We start from the raw sequence: 23683 nt of genomic DNA, 5'->3' as shown, positions 1-23683 counted from the left end.
GGCACGGCTGTAACACTATTTAACACTAAATAGCAGTGCCTAACATAGCTTCTGTCCAATTTTGAACCGTCAAATCAAAACAAACAATTGCTATGAAAATCAGGATTCTGCTGGCCGCATTGTGGCTGGCTGCCGGGCAGGCTTATGCACAGTTTTCGGGACAGATCAGTTACGAGATCGTCCGCAAGATTGATCCCTCTCAACTACGGATCGTTATCAATGGCGAACCCGTGAAGCCAGGCGATCCAAACTTCCCGACGGACATTCCCGACTCACGCACGCTCGGGCAGCAGTCTTTCATTTCCGGGTCTTATGTCAAAGAGATATCGGACGATCAGAATACCATTGTCAGCAGGGTTTTGCCAAACGGCGGTCCCCCGCGGACGACCAATCTCGGCCGGCCTTTTGACGAATATAAGCTGGTAGACCTGGAAGGGCGCAAAGTGGTAACCTTCCTGACTTTGAAAGGCCCGGAGGCAAAAAGCTACAAAAGTGAGAGCCCGATCGAGCGCGTTTCCGGCTGGCAGGTTACGGACGAAACCAGGAAGATCGCAGGATATCCGTGTAAAAAAGCTTCGGTAATGTTGAAAAACGAAGCCTACTCGGTATGGTTTACAGAAGCGCTTCAGGTAACCTACTCCCCTGTGCATGAACTTACTCCGGAAAAAGGCGTGGTGCTGCTGATCGAGGGAGCGCGTGAGCAGTTCAGGGCTGTGAAAGTGCAGTCGGGCCATGTAAATGCCAAAGACGTGGCACCGCTGCCGGACGCTCAGCCTGTTTCCAAAGATGAGCTGAATGACATTCGTGAAAAGACGCTGGCCGATTTCCGTCAGCAGAAAATGATGCCGGGAGACGGCGGAAGATAACTTATGAGAATCGCATTACTATTAGCCATCATCCTGACCCACTTCACCGCCGCCGGGCAGAAACCAGCTGTCCGGGCGGAAGTTTCAGGAACCATTCTTGACTCGATCAGCAAAAAACCTTTGCGCACCGCATCGGTATCCCTGCTTACCCAGCGCGATTCTGCCTACGTTACGGCAGGTATTACGGACGGAGACGGCCGTTTCAGGCTCAAAAACATTGCGTCGGGCAGCTACCGTTTACTTGTCACGTTTATTGGCTACCGGAACAAATCTTTACTGTTTGAAGTAGTTGCGCAAAATGTCCGCCTGGATACATTGTGGATGAGCGAGCAGGGCACCGACTTGCAGGAGGTGGTGATTAAACAGGAAGCACCGCCGGTATCCATCAAGGGAGATACCGTACAGTTTAATGCAGACGCATTCAAAACAGAGCCCAATGCACAGGTAGAAGAGTTACTCAGGAAATTACCCGGTGTGGAAGTTTCTCGGGACGGTCAGATCAAAAGCAATGGACAGGCTGTGCGCAGGGTTTTCGTAGACGGAAAGCCCTTTTTTGGCGACGATCCGAAAATGGCCACACGCAATCTGCCGGCCGGCATTGTAGATAAGGTACAGGTTTACGACCAGTCTTCCGACCAGTCACAATTTTCAGGAATTGATGATGGAAACCGCGAGCGTACGATCAATATCACGATTAAGAAGGACAAAGGGAAAGGTTATTTCGGTCAAAATGCGCTCGGTGCCGGCAGGAATACCGAACACAATGCATTGCGCCACCAGGGAAAGCTGAGCCTTAACCGCTTCAATAACCGGAATGGAGGGCCTGGCAGACAGATATCGCTGGTTGGGGAAGCCAATAACCTGAACCGGCAAAACTTCTCGCTCGGCAACGGAAGCCTGCCGGGGGGCGGAATGGGCGGCCCGATGTTTATAGGCCAGCCTGGTTCGTTTGGGGATGAAGAAGGTCAGGGTCCGTCAAATATCACCGAAGTGCGTGCGGGTGGGTTCAATTATCGGGCAGAGGGAGAAAAGGTTCGCTATGGAAAGCGCGCAGAAGTGTCTGCCAGCTATTTCGCCAATCAGGCGATCACGACAACTGACCAGAACAGCCGGCGCGAGTACATTTTGCCCGGACAATCATTTTTGGCGGATCAATCGGACTACAACAGGAACCAGGCTTTAAACCAGCGATTTGCGGGAAGGTTCGAGTTACAGCTGGATTCGCTGACGAGCCTGCGGGTTACACCAAATGTTTCCTGGCAAAAAGTGAGTTTCCGAAGCGACTTGCGCAATGCAGCTTACACGAAGGAAGGCGATCCGCTGAATGCCGGAGAGACACATTACCGGTCTTCGGGTAATGGGATAAATGGTTATAACAATCTGATACTAATGCGAAAATTCAGGAAACTCGGCAGGACGGTTTCTGCCAACCTGAACACGGTTTTGTCTGACGGACGAAATACCGGCAATAACCAGTCGCGCAACTTATTTTACGATTCTCTGGGCATTGAAAAGTTGCTCCAAAACATCGACCAGCAAAACCGGCAGAACAGCTTTTCGGCACAAAACAACCTGAACATCTCGTACACGGAGCCGCTCTCTTTCCGTCAGAAACTGGAAGTCAGATATGCATGGATCAATCACCAAAACCGGCAGTCGAGGTTTGTTTTTGATAAAAACGAAGAAACAAACAGCTATTCCATTCCGGATTCCATGCTGACAAACCGGTTTGCGGGAACATTTGCCGCGCACAAGGCCGGCGCCACTTTGCAAACGCAGCGGCTCCGGTTTAACTACACGCTCGGTTTTGACATACAAAGCGCCAGGCAGGTATCGGATAATCTTTCGCAGAAATCCCGCATTGACAGAAACTATTTCCATTGGCTGCCCAATGCATTGTTCAGCTATACTTTCCCGGGTAACCGGCGCGCCCGGCTGCAATACCGCACACGCATTTCGCCGGCCAGTGTTACCCAGTTGCAGCCTGTGATCGATAATACCAATCCGCTTGACGTGAAGAGCGGCAATCCCGCACTTCGCCCCGAATACTTCAACACGCTTACCTTGACCTACAACAGCTCCGATAACAACGGCGACCGCAGCCTGTTTCTTTTCGCCAACCTCAACCAGAGCAACAGCCGGATCAACAATGCGATATCGGTCAGCGACAATGGAGCGCGTTTTTCAATGCCCGTTAATACACGTGGTTACTGGGCGCTGAATAGTTTTTTGTCTTGGAGCAGGAACATCAATCCGTTACAAATCAACGTGACATTGAATACACAGGCAAACCTATCGGGCAGTCGGAGCCTGGTTAATAACCTTCAAAACGAGGCAAATACCACGTTGCTTGGCCAGGGAGTGCGCATTCAGAGTTCGTTTGATGGTAAAATCGACTACGGACTGGGCGCGCGGCTCAGTTTCCAGCAGGCCAGGTACTCGCTTTTACCACAGCAGAATACGCGGTACTGGTCGCAATACCTCACCGCTGATTTCCATTGGCGGCTCCCATTCCAGTTTATATTCAATTCAGACCTGACATACAACGGCACCACGGGACGCGCCAGCGGCTTTAATCAGCAATTCACACTCTGGAATGCAGCTTTTTCCAGGCAGTTTTTAAAAGGCAAACAAGGAGAAGTCCGGTTGCAGGTTTTCGACATACTCAACCAAAATCGCAGCCTGACACGCAATACCATCGAAACTTACATTGAGGACATCCGGAGCGTCGTTTTGAAGCGGTATTTCCTCGTGAGTTTCGTGTATAATCTTCGGAAGTTTGGAATTTGAGATTATTTTAACTTTCATACAACCATTGTTGTGCTTTATGGCCACTCTTAGCAGGAGCCTAAATAAGCTTGTATGACCAATCGTCAAATCCTGACCCGTCTCACATCGAGGAGATGTATCTATTTTTTCTGTCTTTTGCTTTGTTGCAGTACTGCGTATAGCCAGGATAGTACAGGTATAAAGTTCAGTGAAGAGCCCGACACTTTGAGCAGGCAACGCTTCATTGATCGGTACGAGAATGTCTTCATGACAAAGGTGCCAACCAGACATATCGTTAAATTCGGATTGTCACAGTATTACCAGGCTGTACCTTACCCCTTGACGGATGATAAAACTTTAAACAATTTATCGCTGCACCTTGGCTATGAAGTTAAGTTCCTCCCTGCCTTTTCGTTGGCCTTGTCGGGACATTTTCCACTCTACGGCGTTCAAGCGCCTGTAAAAGAATCTTTACAGAACACGGTCATGGATGCGCAGCTCCGCTGGTTTGTGGATATGCGCAGGCGGATCAGGAAGGGTAAGAGCGCCAATAATTTCAGCGGAAACTATGTCTCGCTGTTTTTCAATATACCCGGCACGATTGAGAATGATCCCAAGGCGGGAGTCAAATTAGGTTTCCAACGAAGGTTTTTGAACCACGGCTATATGGACTTTTCCCTTGCCATCTTCAAGTCTGTTTTTGACTATTCCTATGGATTGGCAACCGGCATTTCATTTTCGACGCAGGCTAGTTTTGGCCTGGCTATCGGGGATTGGAAAAAGTCTGCCGTCGCTCCGCTCTGTGACATTCTTTTGTGTGATGAGTTTCAGCGGCAGCAATGGAAAATACGGCTTCCTGAGATCACCGTCGGCTATTACCTCAACAGGATCAGGACTGGTGTTGCTTTTGAGCGCAAAATCAAGACATCGCCCTGGACGATCAATGTGCAACTTGACGCCGCCATGAACAGGGGCTTCAATTATCTCAGGTACGATCATACAGTTAACTTGTATGATGGTGAAACAATGGTTCAGCGGACGTTCAAGTACGCAAATGTTTATTCCCGTGAAGGAATTGTGATTTTCTCTGTGCAGCCAAGATATTATTTCCTTCAAAAACGGCAGCAACTGAATGGGAAGGGAGGCAACGGGCTGTCAGGCTGGTATGCCGGCCTGAATACCGAATATAGCTATTACAAAGGGTGGCACGGCGGCTGGGACCTTGCAGGTGGTGAGTTTGAAAGCGAGACAAATACTGTCCAGGCTGGTCCATTAGCAGGATTTCAGCTGCGGCTGTTTCGCCGCGGTTATCTCGACATGAACACTTCTTACAATTTCAAGAAACAACTAGGCAATCAAAAAACATCCTTTGGATTGAGGTCCAACATTGGCGTTGGCTTGGCACTTTAACTTAAACCTGTCCTCGGCATTGACGCAGATCAGCAATAAAAAAGGATAGCAGTTCTCCTGCTATCCTGCTGCTCAATGCTATTCAAACCCTACTTCTTAGCCTCCCTAATAGCTTTTATTGCAAATTCGCCGTACTGGGAAGAGATCAGGCCGGTGAGTGTGTCTCCTTTTTGCATTAAGTTGTACTTGAACTCGCCGCCCTGGTTTTCGGTCATGAAAGTGACTTTTCCCTGATCAACCATCAGGTTTTTTACTTCCTGCCTTTCAGCAGCTTCGATGAACCCGATTGTCTTGTTATCTTTTTGTTCAAATATCAAAAATCCGGACTCGTATTCAGCAGGGACATCGCTGATCAGGTATTTCCAGGTCCCGACCAGATCGTCGGCCGTCAATGCTTTCTGTGCAGCAATGGAAAAGAGCGCCATTGCCATGATCATCACGGAGTAAATTTTTGTTTTCATGTTCATCCGGGAGTTAAGTTTGATTGTGAGGACAAATAATACAAAAATTAATACAAATTTCCGGCATTATCTTCTAAAGAGCTCTTCCCAATGCGGTTACAAAATCATCTTCTGCGATCAGGTTTTCATCCATGAATTGCGGCTGTTCGTGGTAAGTAACGGACATATATTGCACCGGTACGTCATCATCTGGCAAACTTCCTCGAACAGGCAACACAGAGGATCACGCCGGCTGTTACGCCAATCATACCCAAACTCACTTTCTCGTGCAGCAATGTTGCTGCAAAAGCAAGTCCAAAGAATGGCTGCAAAAGTTGCAATTGTCCCACAGACGCAGTTCCGCCCTGCGCCAGGCCTTTGTACCAGAATATAAACCCGACGAACATTGTAAACACGGAAACATAAGCCAGCCCCAACCAGGCGCCCGCGTGTACATTCTCAAACGTGGAAGGCATGTAAACCACCACCAGCACGATCACCAGGGGTAACGAGATCACGAGCGCCCAGGAAATCACCTGCCAGCCACCCAGTGTTTTCGAAAGCTTTGCGCCTTCCGCATACCCCAGTCCGCACAGTATGATCGCGGCAAACATCAGCAGATCGCCCAAAGGCGAGGCAGTGATACCCTGGTAAATGGCAAAACCAATTACCAGAAGACTCCCGAGTATCGAAAATAGCCAGAAAAGTGGCTTTGGCCGCTCGCCTCCCCGGAGCACCCCGAAAATAGCGGTTGACAGCGGCAGTAAACCCACGAAAACCAGGGAATGCGCAGAAGTGATGTATTGCAGCGCCAGTGCCGTCAATAATGGAAAGCCCAGTACGACACCCAGGGCGACAATGAGCAGAGGCACGATCTGCCGTTTGACAGGTCGCTTTTCTTTCCAGATCAATAGCACCGCTACTGCCAGCGAGCCGGCAATTGCGGCTCGGGCTACTGTTACGAAAACAGGGTGAAGATCAAGAACCGCCAACCTCGTCGCAGGCAGCGAGCCGCTGAACAGCAGCACACCGATCATGCCGTTGATCCAGCCGGGAGAAATAGTTTTTGTTGAAGTTTGAATGCTGATTTCTTTCATGGTTGCCAAATTGTTTTTAAAAGCCGCCGCTGTGGCACTACAAAGGTCGGCTTCCATTTTAGCTGCAAACCAGTCCACTTTACTCAATTTCAAGCATAACAGATGGTATTTGGAGCTGATATTCTTTCCTGCCACATACTTCTGATCTCTTGCAAACAAACAGTAACTGCATTGATGTAACTTAGCCACGATTGATGGATACAATATAAAAACCCGGTAGTGCTTGCGCTGTTACGGTTTTTGTAATTACTTATACGCTCTTTACTTAACATCTCACCAAATGGAAATTTCAAAGATTTTTAAGAACAATCAGGATTGGGTTCAGAAGAAGCTCAACATAGAACCGGATTATTTCAGTAACCTGGCCAAAGGGCAAACGCCGGACATTCTGTACATAGGCTGCTCAGACAGCCGCGTGACTGCGGAAGAACTGATGGGCGTTGCGCCGGGCGAGGCATTTATACTCCGGAACATTGCCAATATGGTCCCTAATACGGATTTGAGTGTGATGTCGGTGATCAACTACGCTGTTGAGCACTTGAAAGTAAACCACATCGTGGTTTGCGGACATTACTATTGCGGCGGTGTGCAGGCAGCGATGAAGTCGGGTGACCTGGGTATACTAAACCCGTGGCTCAGAAACATCCGGGATGTGTACCGTACCCACAAGGAAGAATTATCCGCCATTGAGAATGAAGAACAGCGGTACAAAAGATTAGTGGAGCTGAATGTGGAAGAGCAATGCATTAATGTGATCAAAACCGCGGAAGTGCAAAAAGCGCAGCGTGACCGCAACCTGACAGTGCACGGGTGGGTTTTCGACGTACATTCCGGACAGTTGATCGACCTCAACATCAATTTCAAGAAGTTATTGGAAAACATCATGGAAATCTACCGCCTGGACCTGAAAGAACCGGAAGTTCAGACTGCAAAAGTCTAGTATTTGAACCCGTGGCATATCAAATGCATTTCCAGCGCCCGGTTCTGTCCGGTACCATACCAGACTAAACTGCGTAGTTGTGCATTTGATATGCCGGTACTTAGCTGGCGTCGCTCTCCGCCGACGTTTTGTTCAGCTTCCAACGTTTCATAATAATGGCCCCTGAATACCGCTTCAAATGATATTTCTCAGGTTCCCCGATCAGGAATCCGTAGGCTTTCATGGATGGGATTGCATCGAATACCACTTTCAGGACTGCTGTAATCGGGATAGCCAGAATCAGACCTGCCAGTCCGAAAAGCAAACCTCCCAGAAGCAGCCCGACCAATGCCATGAGCGGATTGATGCTCACTTTCCCGCCCACGATATTCGGCGTCAGGAAATTACCTTCGAGAAACTGCACAACCTGAAACCAGATAATCACGCCCAAAGCATACCAAGCACTGTCTTTGGTAGCCAATGCAAACACTGCGGGCAACACCGAGCCGATCGCAATACCAATGTAAGGTAAAAGCATCAGCAGCGAAGCCAGTATACCGAAGAACCAGGCATACGGTATTCCCAGAACAAGCAATCCGATAGTATTGAGCACCGCGACAATTCCCATTACGGTTACAAGTCCGATCAGGTAACTCTGAACAACATAATAGATCTTGTCGAGAACCTGGCTGATGATTTCTTTGGGCGTAGATACAAATGCATGGAAGAAAAATTCCCGGAAAAAGTCACGGTAGTACAACAGAAAGAAAGTGAATAATGGCACGATGATCACACCGGCCAGGATACTTCCCATGGAGCCGAATGCGGCGCCCAGGATCACACCCGCATTGGACACCGCCCTGTTGGTAAAGGCGGTGATCTGCTCTGTGATCTGGCCTTCTTCCACACCAAAACGGAGCACTACCCACTGCTGAATAGTATCGAGGATATGTTTGAATTTGACCTGCAAATCACTCCCATTTGCCCCGATCACGATCACCTGATGAACAATGAACCAGACCAGGCCGCCGATCAGGATAATCGCGATGATGACTGCCAGCAGCGATGCAACGACGCGGTTGACTTTGTACTTCTCTATAAAGCGGACGATCGGGAAAAGGGATATTGCCAGGAGTATCGCAAACATCAGCGGCACCAGCACGCTTTGTAACGTATATAGCAATGCGATGATCAGGACAAGAGAAAGAAGCGAAGCCGCAACGCCAACGCTTTTTAAATTAGCAGAAATACGATTCATAGCTGATGGAAAGTAAGTTTTAAATCAAACTGAAAATTCCATGCCCGCCCATACCCGCCCCTCCTACCTCCTCGGCAAAATCAGAGCCACCAGATTATTCCCATTTTAATTTTTTTTATAAGTATTCCAAGCACACGCGCAGGCTTTTGAAGGTAAATCAACTTCCTAACCCTTAAACAACTGCCTGTATGCGAATAATTTGTAGCTATTTACTTTCTCTGGCCGCATTCGTCATTCTTGCTGTGCCAGCTCGGGCTCAATCCCGGCAGGTCTCCGGCAAGGTTGTCGACGAAACCAATGCAGCAGTGCCCGGGGCCAGCGTGCTGATCAAGGGTACTACTTCGGGAACAAACACCAATGCAGAAGGGGCGTTCTCCATCAGCCTCCCCGATGGGAACCAGAAGCTCACCGTTTCTTCCATCGGCTTCCAAACGGTGGATGTAGACGTACCGCGTTCCATGTCGGAAGTCACGGTCCGGCTTTCTGCGGACGTGAAGAGTCTGGGCGAAGTGGTGGTAACCGCGCTCGGGGTGCAGCAAAACACGCGAAATGTGGGTTATGCGGTTCAGCAGATCGGCGGCGGCAGTATCCAGGAAGCCAGGGAGGTCAACTACATTAATGCATTGCAGGGCAAGCTGGCCGGTGTGCAGATCGGCGGCAACAGCGGCTCGATGGGCGGTTCCTCGCGCGTTACTATCCGCGGGTTGAAGTCCATTTCGGGTAATAACAATGCATTGTTCATCGTAGACGGCGTGCCCATGGCGAATATGAACATGAATTCGTACGGTACAACGGGCGGCCAGGGAACCGGTGGCGGCGGGTTTGACTACGGTAACCCTGCCCAGCTGATCAATCCGAATGATGTGGAGAATATTTCAGTCCTGAAGGGAGCCGCCGCCACAGCACTATACGGCAGCCGCGGGCAGAATGGCGTAATTTACATTACTACCAAAACGGGCAAAGGATCAGGTAACCTGTCGCTGAACTACGACTTCAACATTCAAATGGACCAGGTTTCGTACCTGCCGAAATTCCAGAATGTATACGGCGGCGGCGGTAGCTCCAATTTTACCAAATTATATGTAAACCAAAACCCGAGCGGCTTTCTTCCGGGCGGCGGCACATTCGATGATAATGACGGAAAAGGCAGGTACGACCTCATTCCCGACTACGGGACCGACGAATCGTGGGGACCGAAAATGGACGGAACACTGGTACGCCATTACTGGTCGTGGGACCAGGACCGTAACAATCCCAACTTCGGCAAAACCGCGCCTTGGAGCCCGCATCCTGACAATGCAAAGGATTTTTTCAAAACAGGTATTACCTTCTCCAATAACCTGTCTGTCGCCAGCAGCAGCGATAAGGGTTCGATCCGCTTTTCTGTCGGACAAACGAAGCAGAACTTCATCTACCCGGGAAGTGAGCTGAAACGCTTTTTTATCAGTCTGAATACTACTTATAAATTCACAGAGAAATTCACATTCAGCGGCGGGATCAACTATGTGAATGATCATTCAAAAGGCCGGCCCGGGACGGGTTTCATGGGTAATAACCCGATGCTTTTTTACGTGATGTACGGGCAGCGGCAGATTGACGATGCTTATCTCAAAAATTACAAATACGCGGACGGTACCGAGCAATCGTGGAACCGCACCGCCTGGAATATCCAGAAACCGGCATTCAGCCAGAACCCATACTGGAACCAGTACGAAAACTATAACACCGATCGCAACAACCGCTATTTCGGCAATGCAGGATTGACCTACAAGTTTGCCGACTGGATTTCTGCCGATGTGCGCGTGTTTTCCGATTTCTTCGACCACCTTGACGAAGTGCGCAGCGCGAAAGGATTTTTTGTGGGCAGCTACGCAAAACGGATGTTGCGCAATAACGAGAACAACTACCAGGCTACATTAAACGTCAATAAAAACCTGGGTGACAAGTTCAGCCTCGAAGCTGTGGCGGGAGGTAATATCCTGAGTATTAAATCCAGCATTGAATCCGGCACAACCAATGGCGGATTGCAGACCCCGCTGGTGTACGTGCTGCAAAACTCGGTAACACCCGCAACCGTGTCGACGACTTATGGGAACAAGCAGATCAATTCTCTATTCGGATCGGTTACATTGGGCTATAACAAATACCTCTACCTGACCGCGACCGGCCGAAACGACTGGGCTTCCACGCTGAAACAAACGGGCAATTTCTCCTATTTCTACCCTTCGATCGCGGGATCGTTCATTTTCTCCGATGTGATTGCCAAAACATCCTGGCTCACGCTGGGGAAAGCGCGGCTTTCTTACGCCCGCGTTGGCAATGACGCAGATCCGTATTCGGTATCCAGGTACTACGATATCGTCACGCAATTCGGAACATTCCCACTACAAAGCACACCCGACAGGCTGCACAACAGCCGCCTCAAACCGGAACTCTCTGCGGAAGTGGAAGGTGGTGTCGATTTCAAATTCTTCAATGAGATACTCGGTGTCAATTTCACCTACTACGACCGGCGTACCGAAAATCAGATCTGGAACGTACAGATCCCGGCCGAAAGCGGATTTTCAACCAAAATCGTGAATGGAGGTACCGTACAAAATAAGGGTATCGAACTATCCGTGAACCTGATGCCGGTCATGACCAAGAATTTCAGCTGGCGGGCTTCCCTTAATTTCTCCAAAAACAAAAACAAAGTGCTCGACCTCAACAGCTCCGATGAGAGCATTCAGGGTATAGAGCGGTTTGTTATAGGTACAGAAAGACGGACCGGAAGGGTTTCGATGGTAGCGCAAAAAGGCAAGTCGCTGGGCACGATGCTGGGCACCGACTATGTGTATGATGGAAATGGCAACAAGGTAGTAGTAGCAAATGGAACGTACGCAGTTACACCAACCCCGGTGATCATCGGCGACGCGAATCCCGACTTTATCGGCGGGCTGAACAACACGTTCAGCTACAAAAGCCTCTACCTCTCGGCACTGGTGGATTTTCAAAAAGGCGGTGATTTCTTCTCTTATACCAATTTGTACGGCAATAAGTCGGGTATGTTTGAAGAAACTGCATTGCCAGGCATTCGTGAAAACGGGCTCGTGAATCCGGGTGTGAAAGAAGATGGAAGTCCCAATGATATCGTGGTTCCTGCACGTACGCACTTCAACTCCGATGGAGGCAACCGGATCAGCAAAGCCAATTTGTACGACGGCAGCTTTATTTACCTGCGTGAAGTGAGGCTGGGCTGGCAACTGCCGGATGCACTTGCGAAAAAAATCAAAATGCAGGCCCTCCGGTTTACATTGACCGGGCGTAACCTCTGGCTGATCAAAAGCAATGCACCGAATGTGGATCCTGCCAACATCACCAACTCCATTGGAAACCAGATCGGATTTGAAGGCGGGGCATTACCACCGGTCCGCAGCTTCGGCGCCAACCTCAACTTTACATTCTGACACAGTTCTCTCAGATCAACTCATTTTTAGATCCATTGAAATATGAAATCAAAGATCATTAACCTGCTGCTGGCGTGCATGCTTGTGCTTCCCGGCTGCAACAATTTTGATACCCTGAACAATGACCCGGCACGGTCGAGCGAAACCCAGCCAGAATTCCTGATGGCCAATGCGCAGAAGCGGGCTTCCGACCTGCTCTACGATACTTATTTCAACGGGCGCATCGGAATGCAGCTCTCTCAATACTGGACAGGTACTGACAAAACAGGGGAAACCCGGTTTTTATTCACCAATGACGGACTGTGGAATGGCATGTACGCCGGGCCGCTGATGGATTTACAGGAAATCGAAAACTATTACAAAAGGCATCCACAGGAATCAAGTGAGCACATGCTGGCTGCTACGGCGATTATGAAAGCCTGGCTTTTCCATATCCTTACAGACGTTTACGTGGACATACCTTATTCGCAGGCATTGAAAGGCGATGAGGCTATCCAGCCGGTTTACGACAAAGGAAAAGATGTGTACGCCGCATTGCTTGCTTCGCTGAAAACCCAGGTCGATATTCTGGCTGGCCCCACTTCCGGAGCGATCCGCGGAGACGTAATCGCAGGCGGAAATGCGGCTCAGTGGATCAGGATTGGCAATGCATTGCGCATGCGGATTGCGATGAGAATGGCCGACGCACAGCCGGCAGAAGCCAAAGCGGTGATTGAAGATGCGGTAAAAAACACGCTTACCTCCACAAGTCAGGACGCTTTTTTCCCATACAATACGGCAGCAGCCACAAATCGCTTCCCTTATAATGATGTAGACCGCCCGCTTGTGGAATTTGCAGTTACCTCGACGCTGGTGGACTACCTGACGGAAGTTAACGATCCCCGCCTGCCGGTATATGCCCGCCCGGATGAAACCAATGGAAAGTATGTTGGCAAACCTTATGGCGTGGAGGCAAATACGCCGACGATGATCGGTTTATCAAAACCCGGCGTGCTGGCTTACAGCGGCTCGGCCCGGGGTAACATGATCACCTATGCGGAAGTTGCTTTTATCAAAGCGGAGGCTGCGGCACGGGGTATGCATGTAGGCACCGCGACTGCCACAGATTTGTACAAAGAGGCCGTTACTGCTTCTATGACGCAATGGGGTATTACGGACGCAAAGGCGATTGAAGCCTATCTGACCCGCGTACCTTACAAGGCACCAAACTGGAAAAACGTAATCGGCACCCAAAAATGGCTCGCATTGTACATGCAGGGTATTCAGGGGTGGATGGAAAGGCTGAGGCTTGACATCAAAAAGCCTGACGGAGATACACTGTTCATCGCGCCGGTTTCGGGCAGCCTCGATCAGGAAGTGAAAGACGACGTTGTCAAGCGCCTGAAATATCCAAGCGCGAGCCGCGCCTCCAATGCAGTAAACAGCGAGCAGGCCGCCAAGAGTATAGGAGGTGATTCGCAGGCTACGAAAAACTGGTGGGATATCTATTGATAATCCGAAATCATTCAAGAAAGGATTTACCAGCCATTGATAATGCGCAAAGCCGCCCCTGGAAACAGGAGCGGCTTTGCGCATTACCAAACCAAAAGTAATTCTATTTCTGATTTTCAATCGCGTCGAGGAGCTTTTGAAAAGGTTTATTGAACTTCTCAATACCCTCTTCTTCAAGCTGTTTCGTGATCGCGTCCATATCTATGCCTGCGGCTTTCACCTTTTCCATCACACTGGTAGCTGCTTCCAGATCTTCTTCGAGTCGGTTCGCAGGATCGCCGTGGTCGCGGTAAGCTTCCAGCGTTTCCATCGGGATTGTGTTCACCGTGTTTGGACCAATGAGCGCTTCCACATACCTGGTATCCTTGAAAGCCGGGTTCTTGTTGCTGGTACTTGCCCAGAGCAGTCGCTGCGGAACGGCGCCTTTGTCGGCCAGCTTTTTCCAGCGATCGGTGCTGAACATGCGTTTGTAGATCTGATATGCGAGCTTGGCAGAAGCGATTGCAACTTCCCCTTTCAGCTCTCCCAATCCTTTTTCTTCCAGAATTGGGTCAACAAGAATATCAATGCGGCTCAAAAAGAAGCTGGCTACTGATGCAACGTGATCTACCGGCAGGCCGATTTCAGCTCTTTTTTCCAAGCCTGAAATGTATGCTTCGGCAACAGCTTCGTAGCGGTCAAGCCCGAAAAGCAGGGTCACATTCACATTAATACCTTCGCTGATCGCCGTCTGGATCGCAGCAAGACCAGGCTGAGTACCCGGAATTTTGATCATGACGTTCTCACGGTCCACCGCCATCCAGAGCTCACTCGCTTGCTTGATGGTACCCTGTGTATCCAGGGCAAGAAACGGAGAAACTTCCAGGCTGACGTAACCGTCCGCGCCAACTACATCTTCTTCATTGTAAACCGACCACATCAGATCACAAGCCGACTTTATATCGCCGATCGCGAGACTGAAAAATATCTCTTCGTTCGTGCTGTCACTTTTGGACAACTCGGCAATATCTGCATCATAATCCGAGCTGCTGCTGATCGCCTTCTCGAAAATCGCCGGATTGGAAGTAACGCCTCTTACGCCGTCTTCTTCAATCAGCCTTTGGAGCTCACCTGAATTAATGATTTTGCGATCGATGAAGTCCAGCCAGATGCTTTGGCCGAAGTCGTGTATCTGTTTTACTTTACTTGTAGCCATAACAAAATTGTATTTATGAATTGAAACTATGAAAAGGTAAGTGCTGAAATATCATGCCATGGAATACCGGCAGGATTTGCCTGCTGAAATGAAGGCGCTGAATGGAACGATCTACTACTCTACTGCTTTGATAAATGAAGCTCCCTCGCAATTTTCGCAGCATTTGGTTGGCTGTGCCATACCCCGATCCTGCCCGCAGTTGGAGCAAACCCATTTATCCGAAATGGCGCTGATCCTGAGCTGGAAATCCTGGTCCCAGATCGGCAGAATGGGTAAGCCGGGCACCGATTCGTGTCGCTTCACCAGCGTAAACTTCCCGCCTGCTTCAAAATACAGCCTTTTCACTTCGCCCAGGTGGCGGATCCTTTTACAGCGAAGCTGCGCAAATACCCGCTCCCGCGTAATGCCGGTCCTTTTCATGAGCTGCAAATTCAGGCGAGAATCTTCAATAAGCGGCGTAACGTTACCTTGTGTAATCTTTTCGAGCCGCTGATTTTTCGATGCGAGCCGCGCGATCAGCTGCTGTACAAAAACGACAATCCCGGCAATAACCACGACCGCCAGAATCCCGCGGTCAGGCGATTGCAGCGGCACCCCGATCGCAGCTGCCAGGGAAACCATCGCGGCCATTTCGTTGCGGCTGAGCTGAGACGCCATTCTTTTTCCCATCAGGCGCATTGCTACCATCAGGATCAGGTAAATAACGGCAACGCGCAGTACAACCTCGGCGTAAAATGCGCCTGGTACATCACCGATAAAAATGCGTTGCCAGTCGTTAATGAATATTTCTTCCGGCTTCATTTATCGATGAGATCATATTTGACAGAAACAGCAGCGGGTATCCAGGTATGGGAGTCGCACGATTCACAAGGGTGGGCTTCCTGTCCGCCGGGTGCGACATTGCCGCAGTTAATGCAGGCGCTGTGTTCCTCAACGATCCGCTGCGAGTAGCACTCGATACTGGTGTCTGACGGCGGAAAAATGCATAAACCGGGTGCCGGCTCGGCATTCGTATAAATACTAAAACAGCCGAATGCCTCCATATACACGCGGCCGACATCGCCAAAATTGAATACATTCTCGTCCCGCAGCGCGGCAAAAAGCTGCTGCCGGGATATTTTGGCCTTTTCCAGCTCCGATATCTGGATAATACCGTCTTTGACGAGCAGCTGGGTTGTTCCCTGACTTATTGCTTCAAATTTCCTGCTCGAAAACTCAGCCAGACTTACCCCCCGCCGAAAGGCCAGCGCGCAAACGAGGATCATAACCCCCATCAGCAGCCCCAGTTGCGGGATCTGCATGGCGGGTGAGACAATCGCACCGAGCGTAACCATGATCGCCATTTCTGAAATGCTCAATTGGCCGCCCATTCGCTTACCCATCGCGCGGATGATCACAAGCAATGCAATGTAGATCAGGCTGGTTCTCAGGAAAACTTCTATGAGGTATTCAGGCGGAGCTTGCCCGAAGAGGATGCGGTGCCAGTCCCAGGGAATTATATCTTCTTTCTTCATGAACCTAGGCTGCGTGATCGTTTAAAATAGTCCATCTGTTCTTACACACGTTACAATCAGATAGCTTCAAATAAAACGCATGCCAGAAAAGCCGTTGCAATGCCGGAATGCAATGATTACAGCGAATGTTCACATTGTCTTAATGTTAATAAAAACAAAAACCCGCACCAGTCTGGCTGACTGCTGCGGGTTGTGATACTTAACTACTTAGCCTGCACCTTAGCTCTCAGATCCTCCGCCACAAGAGCAAAAACCCGCTCACCGCCAGCAAGCCGGGTGTGAGTCCGATGATGACGTAAAGCAGTTTTACCCCCCAGCCCCCGAAATTGCCGACATGTATCGGCTGGACAGTAGCTTCAATGCGCTCACCCACCGTTTTGTCAGCTAAGCGGGTGACTTTGAGAAGCGCTCCGTTTTGCTGGTCGAAGCGCACCGAGTTTGAAGCGCCCCAAAGTTTCCACTGACCTTTCTGGTATCCTCTCACTTCAAACTTCCGCTCCGGCTGGGTAGGCAGGTAAACATAGGTGGGTTCCAGGTTCGGCATAGTGCGCAATGCATTCCGGTACATATCGTCAGCAGCTGCCAGCATAACCGTATTGGGTTGAGCGGGCACGAGTTCTTTTCGCCAGGTTTTCGCCTCAAAAGCAAACAGGTTCATCCAAAAGCCCGTAAAGAAGATCACGGCATTGAAAAGCAACGACCAGACGCCCACAATGCGGTGTAACCCGGAACTGATCGTACGCCAGTTTTTCCAGTTGATGGAAATCCGGAACGTCAGGACTTTCCAGATCATTTTTTTGTAAACAACGACTCCGGTCAGCAGCGAGAACAGCATTGTAATGCCAAAAATTGCGGTAAGTGCTGCGCCGGGCATGCCGAGCTGAAAACTGAAATGGAACTGGAAGAGCCACTCAATGAAGCTGGGCGTAAAGTCTATTGCCGGCCCCTCGCGGAGAATAGCGCCGGTATAAGGATCGAAGGATATCAGCGCCAGATCATAGGTCAGCAGGCGGGTATCGTTGTAATATATCCTGAAATCATAAGCTTCGGCGGGACCGGCATCGGGATTCAGCCAGGCAATTCCGTCCAGGTTGGGATACCGGCTGGTGATCGTGTTATAACAGCGCATCAATGCATCGTCCGGCACCTTTCCCGAGTTTAAAAGATGCAGTAAATCACGATTGGCAAAATGGTCGAGCTCCGTTCTGAAAACCAGAACGGAGCCGCTTAATCCCAGCAAAATCAGGAAAATACCAGTAACCAAGCCCAGCCAGCTGTGCAGCCTGAACAAGCTTCGCTTTAATGTGACCTTTTTCATAGACACTTACCAGAGCTGATAACTAATCCCCACCCTGACATTGAAAGGATCGCCCAGCCCGGCAGTAGTCACACCCGACCGACTTCCGGTGAAATAGTGCCTGTTGGCCAGGTTATATGCATTCACCTGCACCTGGTACCGGTTGCGCGAGTAGGAAAGAGCCGCATCAAACACCGTGTACGATGGAAATACAAAATTCTGATTGCTCAGCAGCCCCACCTGATCACTTACATAACGAACCCCCGCAGCAATCCCCAGCCCCTTCAATGCATTGGCAGGCAACGTGTATTTACCCCAAAAATTGATCTGGTGCTTTGGCGCATTCGCAAAGCGATCACCCTTTTTGCCATAGGTACTCGTGCTCACCAACACATGTTCGTTAAATGCATATCCGGCGATCAGGCTCAGGTCTCTGAGACTCCCCACTACCGAAAACTCACCTCCCCTGCTGCGCGTGCCGTCGATCGCTGCCTGCCTGTGCGAGTTCTCCTCGGTTGGTGCTGCTGTCAGGATATTGGCATAATTGATCTGGTAGAGCGACAAGGTCGCCGACAAGCGGTTACTGATCAGATCCGCCTTGCTGCCGACTTCATATTGCGTCGCCTGCCGCGTGGGAAAAGGCCCCCCGGCGAGTACATTGTTGGAGGTTTGCGGGTTGAAAGATTTGAGATAAGTACCATAAACAGATACATTCTTAACCGGCAAATAGACCAGTGCCACCCGAGGTATCCAGCCCGATGTTTTCAGTTCATCACCTTGCTTGTTGTCGCGCTCCGACAATGGCGTTTCTTTTCCGTTGTAACTGTCGAACCGGAGCGATAGCAGCACTTTCAGCTTATCCCCGATACTCACCTGATCCTGAATGTAAGCGCCGATCAGGTTGGTAATGCGTTTGTTATCGTCGGATTCGTCTGCCGGAACAGAAGCATCGGGAATGCTGCCGGTGTAATCAGGGTGCAGAATGGAAATGCGGGTTGAAGATTTGTACTGGTAATCGTTTTGCGTCCAGCCGTAACGGTTATAGTCTGCTCCGCCGATGAGCTGGTGCCCGAGCCCGCCTGTTTTTACATTGTAAGTTGCAAATGCAGTTGTCTGCAGGCTGAACCGGTCTGTCTCCCAATCCTGGTATCCCCTGCTGATCGAATCGTTCCGTATTCTTCCGACCGGAATGTGGTCCGTATAATCCAGCACGTTCCGCACCGCCCGCTCTACCACCGTGAGTTTCAGTTTTTGGCTGATCTGGTGGTTAAATGTCAACGTAGCCGATGTATTATGCGTTTTTCCATAATCCGTCGGGCTCTGGATCGTCAGGTTATCGGGATAGTAATTAAAATCGAATGTGCCGTCGGGCCTCGAAAGAATATAGCTTCCATTATCGTATTGCTGAACCGCTTTTGCGTACGCATAGTTGAGTTCGAGGTTCAGGGAAGTTCTTTCACTGGCGAGGTAAGTCAGCGAAGGGGCGACAAATAGGTTTTGTTTTCTCTGATAATCCCTGAAACTTTCGGTCCGGTCGTAGCCGACAATCGCACGGTACAGCAGCTTTTTATTTCGGGAAACAGGCCCGGTAAAGTCAACAGAGCCACGGCCGAATCCCCAGCTTCCCACCGACAGATCAACCGCCGCTCTTTTCTCAGCCAAAGGTTTTTTGGTAATGAAATTAATCACCCCGCCCGGCGAACCTTCGCTGAACAGAGCACCCGACGGCCCCCGCAGCAGCTCCACAGACTCGATGTTATACAACAAAGGCTGCTGGCTCCATAGATACAGATTCCCGCGTATTCCATTGAATAAGAGGAAGCTGGCGTCATTTGGTGAATAGGCAGTAAAGCCGCGGATCTGGAAATTACCATTTCCGTTGTTGGCCTTCATGCCTGTAAAAGTGCCGGCAATTTCATTGAGGGTAAAAGCCTGCCGGTCGCGCAATGCGGCTGAGGACACCACCTGCACCGACTGCGGCGTTTCGAGCAATGGAACATCCAAGCGCGTTGCGCTGCTCGACGCCGCCACATGGTAGCTGTTCCTCGCCGCGCTGACAGTCACCTCTTTCAGCTCCTGCCGGCTCTCCGATAATTGAAGGTTCAGAAACGGATTTCTCCCCTTCGAAATCTTCATCGACTGTGTGTAGGCCGTGTAACCTATGTAGGAAACCGTGAGAATGTAGGAACTCGGCGTGATACTCGTTAGCGTAAATTGTCCGTCAGCACCGGTAATGGTTCCCCAGCCGGTATTTTGAAAAGTAACGGAAGCGCCCACCACAGCTTCATTTTCCGCATTGACAATGCGACCCATTAATGTACCCGTTTCGGACTGGGCAGCAGATTTCAAGCCACTACTTAAAATGGCTATTAACAGCATTAAATATTTTAATTTCATTCGAATACAATTGTAGATACCCCCATTCGAACGCCGAATGGAGCAGTTAGGTAAGAAATAACGACAAATGAGACCTAGGCGCAGGGAGGTGGAACTACAACTGTAAGCGGGGCCTGGTAAGCGGCCAGATGATAAGGAAAGATTTGTTGCTGATTGGGCAGGAAAGTGCGCGCCAAAAACTCAAATGAAGCGAGGGGCGACGCGAACAGATGCAGCGAAGGAAGATTTTGAACACGTTCGCTGGTTTGCTTGTCTTTCTTTTCCTCCTGGGCTTTCAGCTTTTTGGCAAGGAAACAATGCCCGTCGCAATGAAGCTGCGGTTTGTCCCGATTTTCGCAGAGCACACGCGTAATGTACTCCTTGTTGATCTGGTAATACGCGATGGTACCCCACTGACTGAATGTCGGCAGGATAGTTGCGATTAGCCATATGTACAGCAGAGTGGTACGCATTGTTTGCGGGGCAAATATAGTCACGGAATGTTTTTTCAAAGGTTTTTGGTCAAAGTTTAAAACACTTGGATGGTTTCAAATGACCGAACTCGCCCGCATCAAAATTCCCGCTTGCTACTAAGTCGGAACTGTTTAGCATTATTAGTTCAATTAATTGTAACCGATTTATATTAGATGTGAAATTATCTGATCTTTAAAGCAAAAGCCTCCTGTTTGTCTGCATGCTGACGTCCTATTTGCCATGAAAAAATCTTTACAAAACCTGTTCCTGATACTCTTGCTCGGGTTGATCATGCTTCCTGTTACCGGTCAGGATCTTTCGGGTTACTGGCAGGGAATGGACTATGGGCCGAGGCCGTCGGCAGTCTCCTACTGGCCAGGCTCCATGCAGATAACCCAAAATGGCAGCAATCTTACCGGCAGTTTTTTCCAGCAGGTAACAAGTCAGACTCCCTATTTTGCACTATGGGATATCAGTGGCGCATCTGTCAGCGGGAACGCGGGTGAAATGCATTTTGCGGTGATCAAAGAAATGTATGTAGCCACCTTCGCCTTGTTTTGTTACAGTAAATATTCATTTACTTACGACCCGATTGAAGAAAAAATGACAGGTGTAAGAGAGTTCGATTGCGCAGGCATGAAGCTCACCCTTGAATTGTACAGACTCAGGCTCAAATCACCGGACACATTTTGCAAGGGGGAAACAGCGAAGCTGGAAGTCACCGGCAAAGATGTGCGTTGGTACTCGGACAAGCAGAAATCGAAGCTACTGCACCGGGGCAATATTTACGAAACACAGGTAAGTCAAACCGACACTTTTTTCCTGTCACAAACCTTCCACGACACGGAAACGCCCGTAGTACCTGTGATTATCAAAGTGAATGAAGCAAAAATCACAGATGTACAATTGACGGATGCCAATTGCGGGAAAGACAATGGAATTATTGCTGTGAAAGCCACAGGCGCTGCACCGGTGACTTACAGCATCGATAATGATGCATTTCAAGCGTCGCCGGTATTTCAGGGGCTGTATCCCAAGACATACAAAATCACGGCCAAGACAGCTGCGGGCTGTACCGATACGCGGCAAGTGACAATTGGGAAGCGTTTTACACCCACCTTTCGGGAGATACATACCCTGAATCCGTGCGAAGCCGGTTCTAGTGGCATTGGCGCAGTTGCACAAGGGGGCTACGACCATTTTTCTTATGCATTGGACGATGGTCCATTCCAAGAAAAAGGCTATTTCCCTGACCTGCCTGGTGGCGAGTACCTGGTCAGGGCAAAAGATTCGGTGGGTTGCGAAGTCAGTTTGATGGTAAGAGTACCTGACGCAGCTGAGCGAGGAGTAACATTGCAGGACGTAGAAGTGCAGCACGGAAACTGCGGCTCGCAATTTGGCTCCGTTTCGATAATCGCTTCCGCCACAGGATTGCTCAGCTACTCACTCGACGGAATTACTTATGAGAGCTCGCCATTTTTCCATGAAGTTGAACCGGGTACTTATACCGCGTCAGTAAAAAATCAGGATGGATGCGTTGCTACGAAGGAGATTGTCGTACGGACGGTCCCCGCGCCCGAGTTCCGGCAGGTGATTGAAAAAAGTGCCAGCTGCGGAGAAAATGACGGTTCCCTAACTATCCACGCCATCGGCAGTGGCCCCCTCACCTACTCCATTGATGGGATCAACTTCACCGATGATACTGTGTTTACCAGTCTTTCACCAGGCCATAATACGGTAAATGTCAAAGATACTACCGGCTGCATTGTCGGCCGTTCTTACAGTATCGGGCAAGACTGTTTTGAACAGGTCTTTATTCCGAATGCATTTACACCTGATACGGACGGGAAAAATGAGGCGATGAACATGAAATTCTCCGGCAGTGCATTGAAGATCAAATCTTTTCGATTGTATAACCGCTGGGGAAGCGTGGTCGCATTCCGCCGCGACCAGACCGTGGAAAGCGGTTATGCTTTATGGGACGGCTTTTACAAAGGAACCAGGGTGCAGCCGGGCATTTACCCCTACGAGCTCATGATAGAATTTGACAACGGCCGTACGCAGGTAATCCGCAATACGATTACCCTGCTGCACTAAGTTCCGCGCCGCAGCAAGCCGCCGACATTTATATAAAACACTCATGACAAGCTAATAATGAACACTTACCTGCTGTTAATGGTCTTGTTTTTTAATCCGAAACCAACCCATCACTACCAACCTGCACAGACCAATACCAGGCCGCATTCGGAAAATCCCAGGACGTGCCTCTGGAAGGTAACGGGGCCGCAGTGCTCGAAACCTTCGTACCTGCTTGGCACATTCCACCTGACCGGTGCTGATTGGCTGCTGGAATATCCCCAGGTAAGAAAAGCAGTGGACAGCACAGAATTCATTCTTACGGAAGTATTTAGCACGTCGCCAGCGGTCCGGCCGGACAAACCGGCAGGTGCGGTATTGAAGGCACTGGGCCTGCTTGATGAAACCCAATTTCGTACACTGGACTCCTTTTTTGTCGCGAGAGTAGGCCAAGGAATCCGCGACAATCCTGAGGCAGCAAAATTGACAGTGGGCGAAATGGAGGGAGCAATGCTTATTACATTGCTTGCAGGAGACCAGTTTATGACACAGCCGATGATGGACCTGGACCTGTTCAATTTGTACGTCAGCCGTGGAAGAAAAGGCGACCGGCTGGACCGGGTTATCGATACCAATTTCGATAGTTCCAGGATCGATCACGCCCGCCAATATCTTGCACGCGCCATTGACCGCATCAAAAACAGCGACAAGCCAGACTGGAACCTTTACCAGATGAATAATGTCGATGAGGCGATCAGCGATTATAAACAGATGAGATTTGAATACCAGCTGGACCAGCCAGCTACGGGATTGCAGACGCTTACAGATTTTAGCTTTATCCCACTGGAAGCACGTAACAGGCACTGGATGCCGAAAATCATCGAAAATATTACAGCGAAACCAACACTGATAGCCGTCGGCCTCGCCCATTTGCGTTTTGAAACCGGCCTGATCTCGCTACTGCGCTCGGCAGGTTACCAGGTGGAACCCGTGCTGCTCTTTGAATAACTGGCAGATGAAGTATATTTCACAAAGCATTGTCGCTGGCAGCATTT

At 49.8% G+C, this 23683-nt stretch carries 17 protein-coding genes; 8 read left to right on the top strand and 9 right to left on the bottom strand.

Translation table 11 applies throughout. The features are described from left to right. The first annotated feature begins 92 nt into the window (after positions 1 to 92). From Q369_RS0123690 to Q369_RS0123680, 3 genes are all read left to right on the top strand, one after another. Entirely contained in the window at positions 93 to 866 is a 774-nt protein-coding gene (locus Q369_RS0123690; RefSeq protein ID WP_031530207.1) for a hypothetical protein, read from the top strand. A gap of 3 nt (positions 867 to 869) precedes the next feature. Continuing rightward, positions 870 to 3656: a TonB-dependent receptor gene (locus Q369_RS0123685; protein WP_031530206.1), complete on the top strand. Its 2787-nt coding sequence runs from the start codon at positions 870 to 872 to the stop codon at positions 3654 to 3656. 72 nt (positions 3657 to 3728) lie between these two features. Next, positions 3729 to 5045, top strand: coding sequence for a hypothetical protein (locus Q369_RS0123680; protein WP_157488292.1), 1317 nt, complete (start codon positions 3729 to 3731; stop codon positions 5043 to 5045). Positions 5046 to 5134: 89 nt separating this feature from the next. Here the strand turns inward: Q369_RS0123680 and Q369_RS0123675 are convergent, their stop codons facing one another. After that, positions 5135 to 5506, bottom strand: a complete 372-nt coding sequence (locus tag Q369_RS0123675; protein WP_031530204.1) for a hypothetical protein — start codon at positions 5504 to 5506, stop codon at positions 5135 to 5137. Between the two features lie 185 nt (positions 5507 to 5691). After that, positions 5692 to 6771, bottom strand: coding sequence for a DMT family transporter (locus Q369_RS0123665; RefSeq protein ID WP_229206931.1), 1080 nt, complete (start codon positions 6769 to 6771; stop codon positions 5692 to 5694). Between the two features lie 91 nt (positions 6772 to 6862). On the opposite strand from Q369_RS0123665, the gene Q369_RS0123660 reads away from it, so the two are divergent. Beyond that, positions 6863 to 7522 carry a carbonic anhydrase gene (locus Q369_RS0123660; RefSeq protein WP_031530202.1) on the top strand — a complete coding sequence of 220 codons (660 nt, stop codon included), beginning with the start codon at positions 6863 to 6865 and terminating at the stop codon, positions 7520 to 7522. 100 nt (positions 7523 to 7622) lie between these two features. Here the strand turns inward: Q369_RS0123660 and Q369_RS0123655 are convergent, their stop codons facing one another. Beyond that, positions 7623 to 8759, bottom strand: a complete 1137-nt coding sequence (locus Q369_RS0123655) for an AI-2E family transporter (protein WP_035333782.1) — start codon at positions 8757 to 8759, stop codon at positions 7623 to 7625. Positions 8760 to 8947: 188 nt separating this feature from the next. Between Q369_RS0123655 and Q369_RS0123650 the strand changes: the two genes are divergently transcribed. Together Q369_RS0123650 and Q369_RS0123645 are read left to right on the top strand one after the other, a co-directional pair. Continuing rightward, positions 8948 to 12205: a SusC/RagA family TonB-linked outer membrane protein gene (locus Q369_RS0123650; protein ID WP_035333781.1), complete on the top strand. Its 3258-nt coding sequence runs from the start codon at positions 8948 to 8950 to the stop codon at positions 12203 to 12205. A 42-nt stretch (positions 12206 to 12247) separates the two neighbouring features. Next, the gene (locus Q369_RS0123645; RefSeq protein ID WP_031530199.1) at positions 12248 to 13696 is read left to right on the top strand and encodes a SusD/RagB family nutrient-binding outer membrane lipoprotein; all 1449 of its coding nucleotides are present in this window, start codon (positions 12248 to 12250) and stop codon (positions 13694 to 13696) included. A gap of 103 nt (positions 13697 to 13799) precedes the next feature. On the opposite strand, the gene tal is transcribed toward Q369_RS0123645, so the two are convergent. The 6 genes from tal to Q369_RS0123615 form a co-directional block, all read right to left on the bottom strand. After that, positions 13800 to 14891: a transaldolase gene (gene tal, locus Q369_RS0123640; protein WP_031530198.1), complete on the bottom strand. Its 1092-nt coding sequence runs from the start codon at positions 14889 to 14891 to the stop codon at positions 13800 to 13802. A 114-nt stretch (positions 14892 to 15005) separates the two neighbouring features. After that, positions 15006 to 15692: a DUF421 domain-containing protein gene (locus Q369_RS0123635; protein ID WP_031530197.1), complete on the bottom strand. Its 687-nt coding sequence runs from the start codon at positions 15690 to 15692 to the stop codon at positions 15006 to 15008. Beyond that, the gene (locus Q369_RS0123630; protein WP_031530196.1) at positions 15689 to 16405 is read right to left on the bottom strand and encodes a DUF421 domain-containing protein; all 717 of its coding nucleotides are present in this window, start codon (positions 16403 to 16405) and stop codon (positions 15689 to 15691) included. Before Q369_RS0123630 ends, Q369_RS0123635 begins: the two co-directional genes overlap by 4 nt. Before the next feature lie 226 nt (positions 16406 to 16631). After that, positions 16632 to 17723 carry a PepSY-associated TM helix domain-containing protein gene (locus Q369_RS0123625; RefSeq protein ID WP_031530195.1) on the bottom strand — a complete coding sequence of 364 codons (1092 nt, stop codon included), beginning with the start codon at positions 17721 to 17723 and terminating at the stop codon, positions 16632 to 16634. 6 nt (positions 17724 to 17729) lie between these two features. Continuing rightward, a complete protein-coding gene (locus Q369_RS0123620) occupies positions 17730 to 20099 on the bottom strand; it encodes a TonB-dependent receptor (RefSeq protein ID WP_031530194.1) in 2370 nt (789 codons plus the stop codon). 74 nt (positions 20100 to 20173) lie between these two features. After that, positions 20174 to 20551 (bottom strand): hypothetical protein, encoded by a 378-nt coding sequence (locus Q369_RS0123615; protein WP_031530193.1) that lies wholly within the window; start codon positions 20549 to 20551, stop codon positions 20174 to 20176. A gap of 241 nt (positions 20552 to 20792) precedes the next feature. Here Q369_RS0123615 and Q369_RS0123610 point away from each other — a divergent pair, with 241 nt between their 5' ends. Beyond that, positions 20793 to 22649, top strand: a complete 1857-nt coding sequence (locus Q369_RS0123610) for a T9SS type B sorting domain-containing protein (protein ID WP_031530192.1) — start codon at positions 20793 to 20795, stop codon at positions 22647 to 22649. A gap of 57 nt (positions 22650 to 22706) precedes the next feature. After that, positions 22707 to 23636 carry a TraB/GumN family protein gene (locus Q369_RS0123605; protein ID WP_031530191.1) on the top strand — a complete coding sequence of 310 codons (930 nt, stop codon included), beginning with the start codon at positions 22707 to 22709 and terminating at the stop codon, positions 23634 to 23636. Positions 23637 to 23683: the final 47 nt, after the last annotated feature.

Origin of the sequence: Dyadobacter crusticola DSM 16708, assembly GCF_000701505.1 — a bacterium.
GTDB classification, from domain to species: domain Bacteria; phylum Bacteroidota; class Bacteroidia; order Cytophagales; family Spirosomataceae; genus Dyadobacter; species Dyadobacter crusticola.
This window is presented reverse-complemented; position numbering and strand designations above follow the sequence as displayed.